17 protein-coding genes and 4 pseudogenes are annotated in these 18104 nt (G+C 71.8%); 12 read left to right on the top strand and 9 right to left on the bottom strand.

Annotation, left to right across the window (positions count from 1 at the left end):
• Nucleotides 1-19 precede the first annotated feature (19 nt).
• Nucleotides 20-583 (bottom strand): hemerythrin domain-containing protein, encoded by a 564-nt coding sequence (locus tag ACFU53_RS05250; RefSeq protein WP_383986211.1) that lies wholly within the window; start codon nt 581-583, stop codon nt 20-22.
• Nucleotides 584-909: 326 nt separating this feature from the next.
• Nucleotides 910-1755: a GNAT family N-acetyltransferase gene (locus ACFU53_RS05245; RefSeq protein ID WP_383986209.1), complete on the bottom strand. Its 846-nt coding sequence runs from the start codon at nt 1753-1755 to the stop codon at nt 910-912.
• A gap of 686 nt (nt 1756-2441) precedes the next feature.
• Here ACFU53_RS05245 and ACFU53_RS05240 point away from each other — a divergent pair.
• Together ACFU53_RS05240 and ACFU53_RS05235 are read left to right on the top strand one after the other, a co-directional pair.
• Nucleotides 2442-4136, top strand: a complete 1695-nt coding sequence (locus ACFU53_RS05240) for a dolichyl-phosphate-mannose--protein mannosyltransferase (protein WP_383986207.1) — start codon at nt 2442-2444, stop codon at nt 4134-4136.
• 6 nt (nt 4137-4142) lie between these two features.
• Nucleotides 4143-4634 (top strand): GNAT family N-acetyltransferase, encoded by a 492-nt coding sequence (locus ACFU53_RS05235; protein ID WP_383986205.1) that lies wholly within the window; start codon nt 4143-4145, stop codon nt 4632-4634.
• A gap of 59 nt (nt 4635-4693) precedes the next feature.
• On the opposite strand, the gene ACFU53_RS05230 is transcribed toward ACFU53_RS05235, so the two are convergent.
• From ACFU53_RS05230 to ACFU53_RS05200, 7 genes are all read right to left on the bottom strand, one after another.
• Nucleotides 4694-5272: a hypothetical protein gene (locus tag ACFU53_RS05230; RefSeq protein WP_383986203.1), complete on the bottom strand. Its 579-nt coding sequence runs from the start codon at nt 5270-5272 to the stop codon at nt 4694-4696.
• Nucleotides 5269-6648, bottom strand: a complete 1380-nt coding sequence (locus ACFU53_RS05225) for a hypothetical protein (protein WP_383986201.1) — start codon at nt 6646-6648, stop codon at nt 5269-5271. The genes ACFU53_RS05230 and ACFU53_RS05225 overlap by 4 nt, the downstream gene beginning before the upstream one ends.
• Nucleotides 6645-7451, bottom strand: coding sequence for an ABC transporter ATP-binding protein (locus ACFU53_RS05220; RefSeq protein WP_383986199.1), 807 nt, complete (start codon nt 7449-7451; stop codon nt 6645-6647). The genes ACFU53_RS05225 and ACFU53_RS05220 overlap by 4 nt, the downstream gene beginning before the upstream one ends.
• Before the next feature lie 35 nt (nt 7452-7486).
• Complete coding sequence (locus ACFU53_RS05215) at nt 7487-8305, bottom strand: zf-HC2 domain-containing protein (protein ID WP_383986197.1); 819 nt, start codon at nt 8303-8305, stop codon at nt 7487-7489.
• A complete protein-coding gene (locus ACFU53_RS05210; protein WP_383986195.1) occupies nt 8302-8853 on the bottom strand; it encodes an RNA polymerase sigma factor in 552 nt (183 codons plus the stop codon). The genes ACFU53_RS05215 and ACFU53_RS05210 overlap by 4 nt, the downstream gene beginning before the upstream one ends.
• A 228-nt stretch (nt 8854-9081) precedes the next feature.
• The gene (locus tag ACFU53_RS05205) at nt 9082-9696 is read right to left on the bottom strand and encodes a dihydrofolate reductase family protein (RefSeq protein ID WP_383986193.1); all 615 of its coding nucleotides are present in this window, start codon (nt 9694-9696) and stop codon (nt 9082-9084) included.
• A gap of 521 nt (nt 9697-10217) precedes the next feature.
• Complete coding sequence (locus ACFU53_RS05200) at nt 10218-10706, bottom strand: DUF5709 domain-containing protein (RefSeq protein ID WP_383986191.1); 489 nt, start codon at nt 10704-10706, stop codon at nt 10218-10220.
• Nucleotides 10707-10874: 168 nt separating this feature from the next.
• Between ACFU53_RS05200 and ACFU53_RS05195 the strand changes: the two are divergent.
• The 10 genes and pseudogenes from ACFU53_RS05195 to ACFU53_RS05150 form a co-directional block, all read left to right on the top strand.
• A pseudogene (locus tag ACFU53_RS05195) lies at nt 10875-11207 on the top strand (cytochrome P450); the annotation flags it as partial.
• 315 nt (nt 11208-11522) lie between these two features.
• The gene (locus ACFU53_RS05190) at nt 11523-12377 is read left to right on the top strand and encodes a glycoside hydrolase family 16 protein (RefSeq protein WP_383986189.1); all 855 of its coding nucleotides are present in this window, start codon (nt 11523-11525) and stop codon (nt 12375-12377) included.
• Between the two features lie 88 nt (nt 12378-12465).
• On the top strand, nt 12466-13230 hold the full coding sequence (locus ACFU53_RS05185) for an IclR family transcriptional regulator (RefSeq protein WP_383986187.1): 765 nt from the start codon (nt 12466-12468) through the stop codon (nt 13228-13230).
• 102 nt (nt 13231-13332) lie between these two features.
• A complete protein-coding gene (locus ACFU53_RS05180) occupies nt 13333-14511 on the top strand; it encodes a PP2C family protein-serine/threonine phosphatase (protein ID WP_383986185.1) in 1179 nt (392 codons plus the stop codon).
• 350 nt (nt 14512-14861) lie between these two features.
• Nucleotides 14862-15004 (top strand): annotated as a pseudogene (locus tag ACFU53_RS05175) (Lrp/AsnC ligand binding domain-containing protein); the annotation flags it as partial.
• Nucleotides 15005-15248: 244 nt separating this feature from the next.
• Nucleotides 15249-15719, top strand: a pseudogene (locus ACFU53_RS05170) (EamA family transporter); the annotation flags it as partial.
• A gap of 45 nt (nt 15720-15764) precedes the next feature.
• Nucleotides 15765-16749 (top strand): annotated as a pseudogene (locus ACFU53_RS05165) (iron chelate uptake ABC transporter family permease subunit).
• Between the two features lie 94 nt (nt 16750-16843).
• Nucleotides 16844-17185 (top strand): hypothetical protein, encoded by a 342-nt coding sequence (locus ACFU53_RS05160; protein ID WP_383986183.1) that lies wholly within the window; start codon nt 16844-16846, stop codon nt 17183-17185.
• A 256-nt stretch (nt 17186-17441) separates the two neighbouring features.
• Nucleotides 17442-17654 carry a hypothetical protein gene (locus tag ACFU53_RS05155; RefSeq protein WP_383986181.1) on the top strand — a complete coding sequence of 71 codons (213 nt, stop codon included), beginning with the start codon at nt 17442-17444 and terminating at the stop codon, nt 17652-17654.
• 22 nt (nt 17655-17676) lie between these two features.
• The gene (locus ACFU53_RS05150; RefSeq protein ID WP_383986179.1) at nt 17677-18066 is read left to right on the top strand and encodes a hypothetical protein; all 390 of its coding nucleotides are present in this window, start codon (nt 17677-17679) and stop codon (nt 18064-18066) included.
• The last annotated feature ends 38 nt before the right edge of the window (nt 18067-18104 follow it).

The raw sequence follows: 18104 nt of genomic DNA, 5'->3' as shown, positions 1-18104 counted from the left end.
AGCCCGTCCGCTACGGGTGTCAGTCGTCCTTTCCCCGGCCGGTCAGCGCGTCGCGCATGCGGTCGACGAGGCCCATGCCGGGGGCGAGCAGCTTGTTGGCCGGAGGGGTATCCGGAGCCGCCGGGTGGGGCCGGGTCGGGGCCGTCTTCTTGGCCGTGCGGACCTTCTCGCCGAGGCTGTTCAGGGCGTCCGCCGAACAGGACGCGCGCAGCCGGGGGAAGAGGTTGTTCTCCTCGTCCTGGATGTGCGACCTGATCTCGGTGATCAGCTGGGTGATCAGCAGGTCGAAGTCCGGGTCGTCGGCCTCGCACCGCTCCAGGGCCTTCATGGTGCGCTCGGCCTCGGCGTGGTCCTCCAGTTCCCGGTCGGCGATCGCGTCACCGTCCGGAATGTGCTCGCGGACCGCCGGGTAGAGGTACGCCTCCTCGGCGACCGAGTGACGCACCAGTTCGATGGTGACCTTGTCCACGTAGTGCTTGCGCCGGGGGTCCCCGGAGGGCAGCGCCTCGATCTCGCCGAACATCTCCTCCACTTCGCCGTGGTCCGTGGTCAGTTCGGCGATGACGTCTCCACCGTGTCCCATGTCCTCGCTCCTCTCCTGAGTGAAACGCTTCCGCTTCCGCTTCCGCATCCGTACCCGTCGGCTCGGTCAGCCTTTCGGCGCGATCCCGAGTACCCGCGAACGGCCCAGCCACGCGGCTCGCCGACATGGGCGCCGTCAGGGTTCGAGGGGTTTCAGGAAAGGGGTGGGGCCCTCCTCCGGACCCTCGGCTCTCCCTACGGTCGTCGAGCCCATTGAGCGCAAGGACATCCGACCGGAACAGGGACCCGCGAGTGATCCATGCCTGTCTCCGGGAGTCTCCCGCTTTGCAGGGAGACCTACGAGTACCTCCGGAGAACGGTCGATACCTACGATCGCGCGGGCTGGTCGGCGATCAGAAGGGTGCAGTCGGCAGGGCGGAAGCCCAGGCGGGTGTAGATGCGGGCGACGGTGTCCGCCGCGTAGGCGAGGAAGACGGTGCTCACGTCGTGGTCGCGGGCGTGGTCGACCAGGGCCGCCGTGACGGTGGCGGCCAGGCCCTGGCGGCGGGCCGTGGGAAGGGTGCCGATGCCGCCGATCTCGGTGGTGCCGTTCGCCGGGTGGTAGTGGCCGACGGCCAGCGGCGTACCGTCCGGGGCGACGGCGGCGATGAGCGTCTTGTGCCCGGCGCGGACACTGGGGCGGAACGCCGCCACGGTGCCGTTCACGGTCAGTTCCTCGGCCACCGCCAACAGCTCTTCACGGCCCGCGGTGCCCACCGCGGTGCCCTCCTCGGCGAAGGCCAGCCGTGGCAGGGCGAGCGCCGCGGGCAGCGCGGGGTCGTCGGCTGTCAGCGCACGGATGGTCACGCCGTCCGGCAACGGTCGTGGGTCGACCGGGTGGTGCGGATCCAGAGCCATCAACGGGCGTTCGAGCACCGGGAGACCGGAGGCCTCGATGCCCGCGCGCAACGTCGGCGCCGACTCGGCCAGCCACTCGAACGCCTCCGGCACACCGAGTTCGCGCTGCCGGGCCCGCACGCGCGCGATGTCGGCGGCGGTGACCGTGGAGTCCCTTCCCGCAGCGGGTTGAGCATGGCCGGGCCCGCCGTAGTACGGGGCACCCGGCTCCTTCCGCACGAACAGGCGCAGCGGGCCGAACTCCTCGACGTCGGCGAACAGCAGCGGCACGGTGGCGTAGTACCGCTCGATGCGGGCACGCAGCGTTTCGCTCATACGGCGCATCCCACCACGGCACGGTGCCGCATCGCATCCAAGATTCGGGGGGCGACGGCCAAGCGGCCGCCCGCCGACGAATATTTCGCGCTGACAGATGTCTTTGTCCGAAGCCCCGGGGCGAGTGCCCCGGGGCTTCGTCCTGCGGTCGCCCGTCCGATGTCCGCGAGGAGACCGCCATGCACGACCACCGCAAACTCGGCCGTGAGCTGGGCCTGTTCGACACCGATCCGATGATCGGCGCGGGACCGGCCAGGCTGGTCCCGTACCAAGCCGTCATCGGTGCCAGGGAGGCCGCCGACCACCACGTCGCCTGTGTCTGCGCGACGGGCGCCGCCTCGACCCGCAGCCCGTCACCGACCTGTGGAATCACACCGCCCCGGGCTGACCGAGCGTGTGCACATTACGATCTCCGAAGGCGAACGTGCGGGGGTGCGGGGGTGCGGGGGTGCGGGGGTGCGAGCACATGGGCGGTGTCGCGCTCGAGGACAGCACCGTCGAGGGCCCCTTGCTCACCGTATTGATGGAAGACGTCAAGGAACCCAGCCCTCAGCAGCGCTCCGGGTGAACGGCCTGCACGCGTTCGTCGTCGGCGAGCCCCTGCTAGCCTCCGGGCGCACCCCGACCCCGGCCGGCCGACCACCGGCACCGCACCGCCCGCACTCTCAAAGGACTCCTTCACCCCGATGCTCCACGGCACCCGTTCGACGACGGCGCCCACCGACTGGAACGACCGTCTGCGCCTGTTCGGGTACGCCGGACGCCCCCGGAGCGACATCCGCGAACGCCTGGTTCCGCCCTTCCCGGAGCCGGGGACCCGCTTCTGGGAGCGTGTGGGGCTCGGCCCGGTGCCGGCGTACCGCGTCGCGAAGGCGATGGCCTGGCTGGGGCCGCTGCTCGTCGCTCTGTTAGCCGGAACGATTCGCTTCTGGCGCCTCGACCGGCCGCACGAACTCGCCTTCGACGAGACCTACTACGCCAAGGACGCCTGGTCCTTGTTGCGGCTCGGCTACGAGGGCACCTGGCCGGACCGTAAGGTCGCCGACCCGCAGATCCTGGGCGACCCCCAGGTGATACCGCTCTCCGACACCGGGAGCTTCGTCGCGCACCCGCCGACGGGCAAGTGGGTGATCGCCGTCGGTGAGTGGATGTTCGGTCTCGACCCGTTCGGCTGGCGCTTCATGACGGCCGTCCTGGGCACGCTGTCGGTGCTGATGCTGTGCCGAATCGGACGCCGCCTGTTCCGTTCGACGTTCCTGGGCTGCCTGGCCGGCGCGCTGATGGCGATGGACGGCCTGCACTACGTGATGAGCCGCACCGCGCTGCTCGACCTGATCGTCATGTTCTTCGTCCTGGCGGCCTTCGGATGCCTGCTGATCGACCGGGACCACGCGCGGGCCCGGCTCGCGGCGGCGTTGCCGGTGGGCGAGGACGGGCACGTCGGCCCGCACCGGGACACCGGCGAGAACGCCGGGACGGGATGGCGTCCCTGGCGGCTCGCGGCCGGCCTCTGCCTGGGTCTGGCCGCCTCGACCAAGTGGAACGGCCTGTACTTCCTGGCCTTCTTCATGGTCCTGACCGTGCTGTGGGACGTCGGCGCCCGCCGTGTCGCGGGGGCACGCCACCCCTACCGGGCGGCGCTGCGCAAGGACCTCGGCTGGTCAGTGCTCTCCCTCGTCCCGGTCGCCGTGGTCACCTATGTGGCGACGTGGACCGGCTGGTTCCTGTCCGACGACGGCTACGGGCGGCACTGGGCGGACGGCCGCGGCGGCACCTGGTCGTGGATACCGGCACCGCTGCGCAGCCTGTGGCACTACGAGTACGGCGTCTACCAGTTCAACGTGGACCTGGACGCGTTCCACAAGTACGAGTCCAACCCGTGGAGTTGGCTGGTCCTCGGCCGCCCCGTGCTGTTCTCCTACCAGTCGCCCGAGCCCGGGGAGGCCGGCTGCCACGCGATAACGGGCTGCTCGCAGGCGATCGTCGCCCTGGGTACGCCGATGCTGTGGTGGTCGGCGTGCTGCGCCCTCGTGTATCTGCTCTTCCGCTGGGCCCTGCGCCGCGACTGGCGCGCGGGCGCCGTGCTGTGCGCCGTGGGCGCGGGTTATCTGCCCTGGTTCCTGTACCAGGACCGCACGACTTTCTCCTTCTACGCCGTCGTCTTCGTGCCGTACCTGTGTCTGGCCGTGGCGATGACGTTGGGCGCGCTGCTGGGCCCCCCGGGCGCGAGCGCCGAACGCCGCACACGGGGAGCGGTGGCGACGGGCACGCTCGTCCTGCTCATCGCCTGGAACTTCATCTACCTCTTCCCGATCTACACGGGGCTCACGATCCCGTATCCCGACTGGCACATCCGCATGTGGCTCGACACCTGGATCTGAACCGCCATGAACGATCTTGTGACAGAGCGGCTCGTCCTTCATCCGATGACCGTCGGCGAGGCCGAGCGTCTGGCGGCTGGTGTGCCGCCGGGTGGTGCTCGATGGGCGCCCGGATATCCCGCCGACGGGGACGTGTTCGCCGCCGGGCGCTTCCTGGACATCTGCGCGACCACCGGTGATCCCTGGCCGTTCGGCACCTTCGAGATCCGCCTCCGCGAGAACGGGCAGGCGATCGGCGGCCTCGGTTTCCACGGGCCCTCGGACGCGAACGGCAGTGTCACGATCGGCTACGGCCTCGTCCCGTCGGCGCGCGGCAAGGGATACGCCTCCGAAGCCCTCCGTGAACTGCTGCTGTTCACTCGGGCGCACGGCGCCACCCGTGTGAAGGGCGACGCCGACCACGACAACATCGCGTCCCAGCACGTCATGACGGCGGCCGGCATGCGGCCGACCGGAGAGGACGAACGCGTCAGATACTTCGAGATCGCCTGGACCTGACCGGATACGACAGCCCCGACAGCCCGGACCGGACCGGACCGGCTACCGTCTCGGGCCCGCTACCATCTCGGGCCCGCGAAGGCATAGGCCGCCGTGCCGGTGACCGCCAGGGCCAGGGCCGTCCAGGTGGCCGTCGTCGTACCGGGCGGCAGCAGCATCCAGGTCGCCGCCTGCATCGGCACACTCGTCGGGGACGGGGCGAAGACCGAGAACGACAGCCAGGCGATCGGCAGGGTCCATGCGTACCGCGCCCCGCACACCACCGCCCCGAGGGCGGCGAGGCCCATCAGCCCCGCGCTGTCGCGGACGACGAACGCGGCGGGAGCCAGGTCCTGCCCGCCCATCGCCTGTACCGCGAGGAGCACGGCGCCGACCACCGTGCCGATCAGCAGCACGTGTGCCGCCCGGCGGGGCCGCCAGCGGATCGCGGCCGTGCGGTCCAGCGCGAGATCCTGCCCGCCGAGCCCGATCGAAGCCGCCGTCATCCCCGCGACGAGGACGAACACAGGCAGCTTCGGATCGCCCGGTCCCCCGCCGCCGTCCCGGGCGAGTGCCCATACCGCCACCGCGCTGATCACCACCGCGGCAAGCGAGGCGGGCACCTGCCGGGAGCGCGCGTAAAGCGTCAGCCATCTCACCGGGACGTACCTCCGTCCAGGGCGTCGAGCGGGTCGCCTTCGCAGGAGACGGCGGCGGTGTGCGCCGCCTTGACACGCGCGACCTGTTCGGACCACGGCAGCGCCTTGAGTTCCGTGAACACCGGGCGGGCCGTGTCGAGTTGGTCGCTCGACGCGTGCACGGCGCCGTCGAACGGCCTGAGGTCCCCGAGGACCCAGCCCGCCGCGACGCCCTGCGCGGCGATCTCGCCGAGCGTGCCGCTCTCGTTGGCGCTGCGGGCGGAGCAGAGCGGCACCATGCCCAGCGCCAGCAGGGCCCGGGTCAGTTCCTCGCCCTTCGCGTCGCCGATCACATCGTCGTCGAAGTCGACGAGCACGGACGTACGGGACCGTTCCGGCGGGTCGAAGAGCCCCCGCGGGGCGGTGCTCTCCCGGACGGATGTCGGCGCCTCGCCGCCGAGGACGTCCCGCAGGAGGCGGAGCGCCTTCTTTCCGGGATCCGCGAGGTCGGGGAGGCGGTCCTGGTGCGCCGTCGCCACGCACACCGGGCCGTCGCACATCGGGGCCGCGGCGGCCTCGTCGACGACGTACGCCCGGCGCGGGTCGGAGGGAAGCAGGAGCAGGGCGATCACCGCGCCCGCCAGGACGGGTACCAGAGCGAGCAAACGGGCGCGCGGGGTGGCGGCGGCCAGCAGCGCGAGGCCGGTCACGGCCATGCCGAGCAGCCAGACCGTCTGGCCCAGGTGCACGGAGGCGGAGAGCGTGAGGAACACGTCGCGTACCTCGTCCACCGGCGGTGACAGCAGCGCGAAGCGGGGCGACACCGTGGCCGTCGGCACCCCCGACTCCGTCGTCACCCGCAGGAGGTTGACGAACACGAAGGCGGCCACGGCCAGCGCGGGCGGGATCAGCGGCGAGGGGAGGCTGCGTCCGATCCCCATGCCGAGGAGGGCCCCCGCGACGAGCGCGAGTATGGCGACCAGCGAGATCGGCAGCCAGCCGAGGTGCGTGAACTCGGTGGCGCCGAGCACCTGGACCGCGCCCAGGAGGACGAGGAGCGTGAAGGCCGAGGCCAGCGTGATCGCCGTCGCGCCCGCGGTCGTGGCCGCGCGGTGCCGGGCGGGTCGTGGTGTGCTCGTCAGCAGCTCGGACATCCTCGAACGGTGGTCGCGCAGCCCCTGGAGGGCCCCGAGGGCGATGGCGAGCGGCCACAGGACGGCCAGCAGGTACCGGGTCCACAGGGCCATGGACGTCCACTGGTACGTCCACAGCGCGGTGCCCTTCCACCACGGTCCGCTCACCAGATACATGAATGCCAGGGCGACGGTGAGGCACACGACGCCGGTCCACGGGGCGACGGAACGTCTCAGCTCGATGCGCAGGACACGGATGTTCACCAGGTGCCCCTTTCCTGCTCGGGGCCCTGCAGGAGCGCCGAGTAGCCGCGCTCCAGTGGGCTGTCGCCCACGTGCTCGGGGCCGCCCGCCGCGGCCAGTTCGTCCGGGGTGCCCTGGAAGACCAGCCGGCCCTCGGCGAACAGCACCACGTCGGTGCAGGCGGCGGCGACGTCCTCCACCAGATGGGTCGAGACGACCACGCAGGTGTCCGTGCCCAACTCCTGAAGCAGCTCGCGGAACCGCAGCCGTTGGGCCGGGTCCAGGCCGACCGTCGGCTCGTCGAGGAGCAGGATCGCCGGGTCGTTGACGATGGCCTGGGCGATCCCGACGCGCCGCACCATGCCGCCCGACAGGGTTTTCATCCGGTCGTCGGCGCGGTCCGCCAGACCGACCCGCTCCACGGCGCGCTGGACAGCCGCGGGGATGTCCGCCTTGGGGACCTCCTTCAGCCACGCCATGTACTCGACGAACTCGCGCACCGTGAAGCGCTTGTAGTAGCCGAACTCCTGCGGCAGATAGCCGATCCGGCGGCGCAACGCCCGGTGTTCGCCCAGGCCTCCCGTGGACTCGCCGAGCAGTTCCAGGGTGCCCTCGGCGGGGCGCAGCACGGTGGCCAGCGCCCGGATGAGGGTGGTCTTGCCCGCCCCGTTGGGGCCGAGCAGACCGTGTACGCCGGTGCCCAGCGACAGGTCGAGCCCGTCGACGGCCATCCGTTTCCTGCCGACCCGCACCTTCAGCCCCGTGGCCCGGATCTGCCAGGCGTAGGACGTAGGTGCGAGGTCGGCCGCGCTCACCGCGGACATCAAGATGTGTTCCTTCCGATCGGTCGTCGATGTGGTCATTGATGGGCTCCCAGCACGGCGTACGCGCCCCTGCGGGCGATCACGACTCCGATGCCGAGCGTGAGGATCAGTCCCCACACGGGCAGGCCGTCCGTCTGCAGGGCGACGGGCGTACGGCTGGTGGCCAGGGCCGGCGCCACGACCACGGCGGCCCACACCGCGATCAGTGCGACGGCCGCCCGGGTCACCCCGACGACCCCGCCGAGCGCCAGGGCCGTCGAGGTGAACGCCAGACAGGGCAGCAGCCACTGCGCGGCCGTCACCCCCGTCACCCATCCGCCCGCGAACAGCGCGGGCACGACCAGGGCGAGCACGGACACGGTGCGCCGCAGCACCAGAGGGAGCCCGGCCCTGGGCACGGACGCCGTCAGCTCGTACGCCGGGTCCAGGCCGCGCGACCAGGACGCCGCGACGCCGAGCACGGGCAGGACGGGGGCGAGCAGCAGCACCAGCGACACGTCACCGGAGCCCGAGCCGACCACGTCCAGCAGCAGTGCGAGCAGCGTCACGCTCATGACCATGGCCAGCCACGGCACCATCGTGGGCGTCAGCCACGCCGACAGCCGCGCCGACCAGCGCCGCCGCGGCGGCATCGGGACGGCCGTGGCCAGCTGGGGTTCCAGGCCGGACCACACGGTGTCGACCATCGCCGCCACGGCGGGCGCGCTCACCGTGGCGGCGGCCGACAGCCGGTCCCGGCAGACCCGGCACCCCTCCAGATGGGCCTCCAGGGCCCACACCTCGTCAGCGGCGATGTCCGTGTCGCCGCGCGCATAACCGTCGATGAGCCGCGTCGACGCGTGTTCCACACTCATGCCAGGGCCCTCCGCATCTCCGTCCGGGCCCGGCGGGCGCGGGTCTTGACCGTGCCCTCGGGCACGCCGAGCAGGACCGAGGTCTCCCGGACGGACAGCCCGTCGAGCACCATGGCCTGCAATACCTGTCTGAGTTCCGGCGCGAGGCGCCGCAACGCGTCCCCGACGTCACCGCCGACGGTCGCCGCGAGCGCCTCCTCCTCGGCGGCGGGCGCCATGGGCTGCCCGGCGGCCGCGGGCGGCGGCTTCGCGTGGTGGGCCCTGCGCCGGAACGCGTCGACGAGACGGCGTGCCGCGATCGTCCACAGCCAGCCGACGGCCGTCCCCCCTACCGCGGCCCCGGCGAACGCGCCCGCCGCGCGCCACACCGCCAGATACGTCTCCTGCATGACCTCGGCGACGATCTGCTCGTCCGCGCAGCGACGCCGCAACCGCACCGCCAGCCATGGCGCGGTACGCCGGTACAACTCCTCGAACGCCGCCCGGTCGCCCCTGGCCACCAGCCGGACGAGACGCTCCTCGTCCGGCTCACCCGGCACCTTCCTCACTGATCTCACACCCGCTAGACGCCCGGCCCGTACGACAGGTTTTCCTCAAGGTGTGATCCCCGTCACGCACGGGGCGTCACGGCCTTCAGTGACCGTCGGCGCCGGTGCCCACGGGCTCCTCAGCGACCGGAGGCGGCATGGGGGCGACGATGCCGTTCCCGCCGCATTCTTCCCGCTGCTTTTCAAGGAGTGACCCGGCCGGCCGCTGTTCGGTAGTTGGCGAAGTGCTCACCTCGCGAAGCGGTACTTCAGATGGGTGGCGAGAGGCGTGTCGACCACCCGGACCGGTTCGAGGTCGCGCCGCCCGGCGCCAAGGTCGTCGAACAGCCGCAGCCCCGCTCCGAGGAGCGCGGGCACGACGTGCAGTTGCAACTCGTCGATGAGCCCCTCCCGGAGGTACTGCCGCACTGTGCTCGCGCCGCCCGCGATGTCGACGTTCCTGTCCCCGGCCGCGGTCTTCGCCTGGTCGAGGGCGCTGCGGATGCCGTCGGTGACGAAGGTGAAGGTGGTGCCGCCCTCCTTGACCAGGGTCGGCCGTGGGTGGTGGGTGAGCACGAAGACCGGGGCCCGGAACGGCGGGTTGTCGCCCCAGAACTCCTCGCCCGTGTCGTACATCATGCGCCCCATGACCACCGCTCCGGTGGCGTCGAACCACTCGCGCATCAGCTCGGAGTCGCGGTTCTCCTCCCCGCCGGTCATGCCCTGGCGCTCCCGCCAGCTCGCCAGATCGTGGATCCACTCGAAGAGCGGCTCGGCGCCGTAGCCTCCCGGGTTGTCGAGGGCGATGTCGGTGCCTGCGACGTAGCCGTCGAGGGAGATGGCCATATCCGCGGTCACGGTCACGAGGGGTGCTCCTGAAGTCCTGGGATGTACTGCCTTCACTCTCACGTCGACCGGGAACCGCCGCATTCGACATGGCCGGCCTACGAGTTCACCCCGCATCTTCACCCGCATCCGCCGCGCTCTGGACCGCACCAGGACGCGGTGCGCAAGGCCGTGGGCAAGAGGGCTGCCTCGCCGAGGCGCTCGGCAGTCGTGGGGCCTGAGAAGCACGGCTACCCGGTGTGTCTGCTCACCGGAGGTGCTCACTGCGGACACGACGTCGGATCCCGGCTGCGCCACCGTCATCGCCGCCAGGCCCGCTGCCGCCGCACGGCGCCCCCACCCGCCGCCCCACCACGCCATCACCCCAGGCCGCGCCGCACCACAGCTTGGTGCTCTCGGCCGCCTCCTCCACCGCCGACAGCGGCTTGCCACGCTGACGTGATCCGTTCCCCCGCCAAACGCGGTGTGGCCGTCTCCTCCGTCAGGGGCGATGCGACGGGCCCTCCGTGGGGCGTGGCGTGAACGTGTCAGTGAACGTGTCAGTCCTCCCGCTCGTCCGGCGAGGGCAGTCGGTCGTCGGGGACGACGTGCATCGCCGCCTCCTCCGCACCCGCCGCTCCACCGTCGATGCCCTCGTCCTCGGCGACGAGTTCCTTGGTGGTGTCCGCCCGCGTGCCCTCGTCCGGTGCGACCAGGCGACCGGCGCGTTCCGAGCCGGCCTCCGGGTCGAGTGGTTCGCCCTCGCCGCCCGGCAGGTCGCCGATACCGTCCCCGGCCGGCACCTCCACGTCGGGCACCTCCTGTCGCAGTCGGTCGTCCAGGGACTCCCCCTCGTGCTGCTCGGCCGCCGTGGTGCCGCTCTTGGTGACGCCCAGGGGCTTCTCCGGCGGCGAGTAGCCCTCGTCCAGCATGTCGTCGTACGTGCGCTCGTCGACCGCGTCCTGGAGATCCAGCGGGGCAGCGTCCTCCTGCTCCTCGTTGCCGCCCGTGGGCTGGTAGGCGTCGTCCGCCATGTTCTCGTCACTCATGATCGCCTCCGGAGACGGTTGACTGGCTCTGTCTCCGTGCGGAGTACCGAGTTCCCCGGGCGTAACACCTCTGCCTCATGTGAGTGGCTCGGCTTCCCGCTGGTCACTCCCCCGCCGGGCGGGTGCGGGACGGCCGCGCTACCGGGTGGGGCGGGCACCCGCGTGGGCATGAACAAGAGTCGTCGCTCCCCGCTCGTCGACAGTTCGCTCGCGGCCCTCGTCAAGGGGTACACCTGGCTGCCCGACCGTCGGCGCCGCACCAATGGTCCCCTGGCCCGTGCCCGGGTGATGGACAGCACGCCGTCGCCCTGCACGGCCCGGAAGCGGTGCGGTTCTTCTACGACGAACGGCATGTGGAACGCGGTACGGCGTCGCCCGGCCCGGTGCTGAGCACACTGTTCGGCCGGAGCCGTGCACACGCTCGACGGAGCGACCCACCGGGTGCGCAAGGAGATGTTCCTTTCCCTCCTCACCGGGCCGAAGGCGGTCGCCGGCCTGGTGGCCCTGCCGATCCCGCTGGACGCTCCCGTCACCACCACCACGTGTTCCCGCAGTCGCATTCCGTAGCTCCTCAGGACTGACCGTCCCGGACACGTCGTGTCCGGCTCCGCCGCCCGAGTACCCGGAACCGCCGACTCACCTCGGCAGAGGCGGAGTGCAACCCTCCGCAAGGCACCCCGTTCCGGGGATGGCGCCGGACCGGTCCCGCGATGAGGATGCTCCCTCGCACCACACATCCCGCAGTGGGTCGAAGGGGGCTCTCCGATGGGTTCGCACGCGGCACCGAAACGTCGTGGACGCGCACTGTGGCCATCCATGAGCCTCATGCTTCTGGTGGCGCTCCTCGGTGTCCCGCGTGCCGAGGGAGCGCCCGTGTCGGCCGACGCCTGCCGCGCCTCGGGCACCGAACTACCCCGAGGCGATTGCGGGCCCTTCTGGCAGGTCCTCGCGGAGGACTTCGACGGCGACCGGGTGCCGCTGGGCGCGTTCAGCGACTGCGAGCACCGTGTCGACACGTCCGCCGCGTACTGCGGAGGCCTGCGGGGCACGTACCGCGACAACTGGTGGGCCTACCCCACCGGTTGGCGGGACACGGCCAACGACCGCGGCCGGGACGTCGTGGGCGTCTATCACCCCGAGGACACCGTGAGCGTGGGCCCTGCGGCGAACGGCGACGGCAGGATGTACATCCGGATGTGGCGGCCCGCCGACGGAGGTCCCGTGCACGCTGCGGCGGTGGTACCTCGTGCCGTCATGCAGATGAAGTACGGCAAGTACAGCGCCCGTATCAAGGTGACGAGGCCGGCTCCGGGATACAAGTCCGCCTGGCTGCACTACGGCGGGGGCTGCGAGATGGACCATCCCGAGGGCGAGTGGACCGGCGACCTCACCGCCTTCCACCATCCCTGCGGTGGCGGGGAACAGGGCTACTTCCCGGGGAGCGACGACTGGACGGAGTGGCACACCGTGTCGACGGAGTGGACGCCCGGACATGTGCGGTTCTTCGTGGACGGCCGGCAAGTGGGGCACGACACCCGCGACGTGCCGAATCGGCCCCTGTCCTGGGTGCTGCAGAACGAGAGCGCTCTGCAGGGACCGGGCGCGGCTCCCGGCAGCAGCGCCCAGCTCGACATCACCTGGGTCGCCGCCTATGCGTACGGGTGGAAGTGATCGTCCTGCCCTTAAGAGGAGTGGCGGGGGCACCGGGCCCGGCCGGGCGGAGCTTGCCCGCGCCGCGCGCACGGCGCACGCTGGTCCTATGGCTGCGCACGACGGCCCCGGCCCCACGCTCATCACCTCCGTGCAGCGGGCCTTCCGCCTGCTGGAGGCGGTGAGCGCGCACGAGAACGGGGCGCCGGCCAAGCAGCTGGCACGGGAGACGGAGCTGCCCCTAGCCACCGCCTATCACCTGTTGCGGACCCTGGTCCACGACGGATACCTGCGGAAGCTGGCCGACGGCGGGTTCGTTCTGGGCGACAAGGTGCAGACGCTGCACACCACCGGCCGGGCGCAGGCGCTGCTCAGCCGGGTCCGTCCGACGCTCGCCGCGCTGCGGGACGAGCTGACCAGCGCCGCCTACCTCACCTTCTACGAGGACGGAGAGATCCGCGTCGCCGAGATCGTGGACAGTCCCCGGGCGCCCCGGGTCGATCTCTGGGTGGGGTTCGAGGACGCCGGGCACGCCACCGCGCTGGGCAAGTCGGTGCTGCGCGAGCTGGACGAGGACTCCCGCAAGGACTATCTCTCCCGGCACCAGCTCGCCGATCTCACGCCACGGACCATCACCGACGCTCCGGAACTGCTCCGGCGGCTGGACTCCTCCCCCGTGGCGCCGGCCGTCACGGACCTGGAGGAGTACGCCCTCGGCACGGTCTGCATCGCGGTGCCGGTGTACAGCGGGGACACGCTCGGCTCGCTCGGCGTCTCGCTGCGGGCGGACCGGCTCTCGCGACTTGAGGCGGTCCGGGCGCGGCTGCTCCCGATCGCGAGCCGCGTGACCAGGGGCCTGTCACTCACTATCTGAAAATCGGGTCCTTGTGGCGCCCGCACCGATCCTCTTTCCTGGACCAAACGGACAATTCCGGAGCGCATGCTCCACGCACAGATGAGGACTGGCGGGCGATACATGAGTCACACCCGAGAGCTTGGTGGCGACCACCGGCCGATCCGGCCGTCCAGGAAACGAGCGGCCGCTCCAGGTACGGCGACCCGGAACCGCGTCGCCGCACAGCTGGCCTCCGGTACGCCCGTACTACCCGTACTGATCGTTTCCGTCATCGTGCTCGTCGGTCTCCTCGGCGGAGCCGGGCTGACGTGGCTTCCGCTGCTCGCCGCCGGTCCCGCGCTGGCCGCCACCACCAGCGGGCCGCGCGGAGTCCTCTGCGTCGGTCTTTTCGCCGGGGTGCTGGGCACGATGCTCGGTGTCCGTGACGGTGCGCCGGGCCGCGAGCTGGCCGCCGTACTGTCCGCGCTGGTGGCCGTCACCCTGGCGAGTGGCCTGGCCAGCGCGTTGCGCGGGCGGCGTGAGCGGGTGCTCGCGGCCGTCCGCTCGGTCGCCGAGGCCGCCCAGCACGCGCTTCTGCAGCCGGTACCGGCGACCGTCGGCCCGTTCCAGGTGGCTGTCCGGTACAGCGCCGCTGCCGCCGAGGCCCGTATCGGCGGGGACCTCTACGCCCTGGTGCCCACCCCGTACGGGGTTCGAATGATCGTCGGCGATGTGCGCGGCAAGGGGCTGCCCGCGGTCGGGATAGCCGCTCTGGTGCTCGGGGTCTTCCGCGAGGCAGCGTACGAGGAGCCCGATCTTCTCGCCGTGGTCGACCGGATCGAGCGGAGTCTGGCGCGCAACCTCCGCTGCGACGACTTCGTCACCGCCGTGGTCGTCGGGCACCCCCGGCCGGGCCATCTGGAGCTGGTCAACTGCGGACACGCGCCTCCGCTGCTGGTGCGCGGCTCCGGTGTCGTACCTGTGGAACCCGCCCGTCCGGCCCCGCCCCTCGGGCTGCGCGCCCTGACCGGCGAGACCCCCAGCCTTCAGATACTGGCTTTCGCCGACGGTGAGCAACTGCTGCTCTACACCGACGGCGTCACGGAGGCCCGCGACCGCGACCGCGAGTTCTATCCGCTCACCGAGAGGCTGGCGCACCACCTGTCCGACGAGCCGGCCCACACCCTGACAGCCCTCCACAACGAACTGCTCACGCACGTGGGAGGCCGACTCCACGACGACGCGGCCCTGCTCCTGCTCCGCAAGCCGACCGCTCCCGAAGCGGCTGTGGTCGGGTGCGGCGCTCAGTCGCAGCCATGACCTCGGGCGGCCCGGCGGGTGCTGGTCCCGGCCCGTCAGGGGAGCGCGACCTCATCCGCCCGGACGGCACCCAGGGCGCGCTCGACGGTCCGCCGGTTCTCGCCGACCGAAGCCGGTCCGGGCGAAGGCGGTGGCGGTGTCGTGGTCCGCGCTGACGCCGGGGAGGGGGTGGCCGCGGCCGGACAGACGGGCGGCGAGCGTGTCGGCCTGCTCTATCTCGTAGCCATGAATCCGGGGACTCCTGCGGGAAGCCTCGAAACCATGGCCGGAGGCCACCACGAGCGAGCAGCCCCTCCGCACGGCCAGATGGGCGGAGAAGTGCCGTCGGTCCAGGCTTCCACGGCGTGGAGTACGGCCTCCGCGTGGCCCCCACCGACCTGACGGCCTTCCAGCAGCTCTACGACCAGCGGTTGGCCACCTTGCCGGGTGCCAGCGCCTGACGTCCACCCTGGTCATGAAGCAGGTCGTCAACGAACGCCCCTTGCCCGCGTAGCCACCAATGCCCCGGACCGACCTCCGCGCCTCCGTGCTCCCGTGCCTCCGTGACGGGTTGTGTACAGTCGAGGCGTGAACACCTACTGGCACGTCGTTCTGCCGCCGCTCGGCGCCTGACCGGGCGCAGACACTGACGGTTTGATTCCCGGCCCCATCCGACCCGCAGGGCGGTCAGGGGCTTTTGTCGTGCGCCCGTTTCGGATCGAGTCCCCAGACGCATTCGACGACGGAAGTTCACGACTGTGCCGAACCGCACGACCCCTCTGACTCCCGCGCGCCCGGCCACCGTCGGCCCGCGCCCCTCTCGCACCGGCCTCTGCAGCGGCCCCGCCCCCATCCTCATCGCAGCCGTGCTGTGGGGCACGACCGGGACCGTCAGCTCCCTGGCGCCGGCCGGAGCCCCGGCGGCGGCCATCGGCTGCGCCGGTCTCACCCTCGGCGGCATCCTGCTGTTCCTCACCTCCCGGGGCGCCCGCTCACTGCCCGCCGCCTGCACGCGCGCCGAGCGGTGGCTGCTGGCCCTCGGCGCACTGGCGGTGGCCGGCTATCCGGTCACCTTCTACCCGGCGGTGGCCCGTACCGGCGTGGCGGTCGCCACGGTGATCGCGCTGGGCAGCGCGCCGGTCTTCGCCGGACTGCTGTCCTGGATCACCGGGCGGACCCGACCCACCGCACGGTGGACCGCCGCCACCGCGGCCGCCGTGCTGGGCTGCGCCCTTCTGGTGCTGGGTCCCCAGCTCACCGGGCACGCCGGGACGATGGACCTGACCGGTGTCGCGCTCGCCGCGTGCGGTGGACTGTCGTACGCCGTCTACTCGCTGATCGGGGGGAGGCTCATCACGCGCGGGCACCCGTCCGGCGCGGTGATGGGGGTGCTGTTCGGCGCGGCCGGGCTGCTCGTCCTGCCGCTCGTGGCGTTCGTCGACACACACTGGCTCGCCACCGCCCGCGGGGCGGCGGTGGCGGTGTACCTCGCCCTGTTCACCGTCTACCTCGCCTATCGGCTCTTCGGGCACGGACTGCGCCGCACTCCGGCGTCGATGGCCACCTCACTGACCCTCGGGGAGCCCGCCGTGGCGGCTGTCCTGGGCGTGACCGTCCTCGGTGAACGCCTCCCGGTCGCCTCCTGGTGCGGGCTGGCCGTCCTCGCGCTCGGCCTGGTCCTGCTGACCGTCCCGGTCGGCGTGGGCCGCCGGGGCCGTTAGCCACCGGGCACGCTTCAGGTCCGGTCCCCGGCCATCGTGGGGCCGGACCTGACTGTCTGGACCACGCCCTGCCTGCTCATCGTGCTCACCGACCCGCTCAACGCCACCAAGGCGCTGACCTGGCTGTCCGGTTCGACGTACGACCGGACCCTGCCGGACGTCCTGCCCTGCGCGTTCGTGCTGGCGCTGGGGCTCGTCGTCGCGTCGCCCGCCGCCGAGCTGGACCTCGTCTCCCTGGACGAACACACCCCCTCGGCTCCTGGGCCTGCGACTGTCCCGGGCCAGACTCGGGTTTCAGGTGGTGAGCGTCCTGCTCAGCGCGACCGCCGTCGCCTCGGCCGGCCCCATCGGCTTCGTGGGCCTCGTGGCACCGCACGCGGCGCGCGCCCTCGTGGGCCGACGGCACGCCGCGCTCGTCTGCACGGCCGACCTCCTCGGCCGCACGGTGATCGCCCCCGCCCAACTGGGCGCCGGCCTGATGACGGCGGTGATCGGCACGCCGTACTTCCTCTACCTGCTGGTACGCAGCCGGCGGTAGCTTTACGCGGCTGCCGCCCGGCCCCGCCGACCGGGCCTGACCCGTCCTCACTTAATCGATCGCCTGAACGGATCTTGCCGGGCACAATCGGCGGATGCCGACCGCCGCGGAGCAACTGCTCTCAGCCCTCGAACCGCTGCCGTTCCCCGCGCGCCTGACCCTGACGGCGCGGACCGCACGCAGGCTCGCGGACGACGGGATGCTCGCCCCGCTCCTGACCGAGCTGGACGGGCGCGGGTCGTACGAGCGGCGGCTCGCGGCGCTTGCGGCCCTCGTCGGACGGGATGCCGGGTTCCTCGCGGAGCGGCTGGCCGACCCGGACCCGGTCGTCGCCGGGTACGCGCGACGCGCCACACGTGATCTGCCGCTCGGCGTCGGGGAGGAGATCGCACCTGTGGGACGCACTCGCGCCCCGCCCCGCACACCGAGCAGCTGACGGTCACCGGGACACTGCGCTCACACGGGGCGGACGCGTACGGCGCCGGAGCCCCCGTCTTCGGCCGGCTGGAGCGAGCGGCGAGGTCCGCGCCACCTTCTTCCGCACCCCGCCCCACCGCCTGCGCCTCACCCCTACCCGGGCGGGGTGATCACGGCCCTGGCCCCCGCACTGCCGCTGATCATCACCGGAGCGATGCTCGGCAGCCTCGGCCTAAGCCTCTTCGCCACCGTCGACCAGGCCATCATGCTCGACGTTGCCCGACAGCGAGGCGCAAGGACTCTCCCCGCCGGCCGCACCCATGGTCCTGCTGATCGGCACGAACACCGACGAGAAGAACTACAGCCTCCTGTACTTCGTCTCCGCCGTCCTCACCCGTCGGGCCAGACGCAGTCACAACATGCTCGAAATATCGCGAGAGGGGATAATTTACCCATCGCGGCGACGCGCGACCGGCGTCCCCCACTGACCATGAACAGGCAGGTCGGAGCATGTCGAAGAAATCAGGTTCGTCCGAGCCACCGCACAAAAAGGGCCCGAGCCGTCACGAGGGCGCCGGACAGCACGGCTGGTCGCCCGATGTGGACGAGACCCATCAGCAGGACAACCCGAGCGCCCACCGCTCCTTCCGTACGGCTGAGCACGCCGACGAAAGAGGCCGGGGCCGGACGAAGTCCACAGAGGAGACGAAGTCCGTTCCAGGTGACACGGCAAAGAGTGACGGGACACGCGGCGAGGAGTACGGAGACACGGACGAGAAGGGCCGGCGCGACACCGGGCGCAAGGGCCGCTCCCAGCGCCCCAGCGGCACCAGGGACGCTTCTTCCTCGACCGGCGTGGACCCGCAGGACCCGCCGCCGTCCGGCCATCGACAGGGTTAGAGCCTGTCCGCACCCGAACGGCCGGCTCCTCGGTGCCG

The sequence above is a fragment of the Streptomyces sp. NPDC057474 genome, from assembly GCF_042802555.1.
Classification (GTDB): Bacteria; Actinomycetota; Actinomycetes; order Streptomycetales; family Streptomycetaceae; genus Streptomyces.
This window is presented reverse-complemented; position numbering and strand designations above follow the sequence as displayed.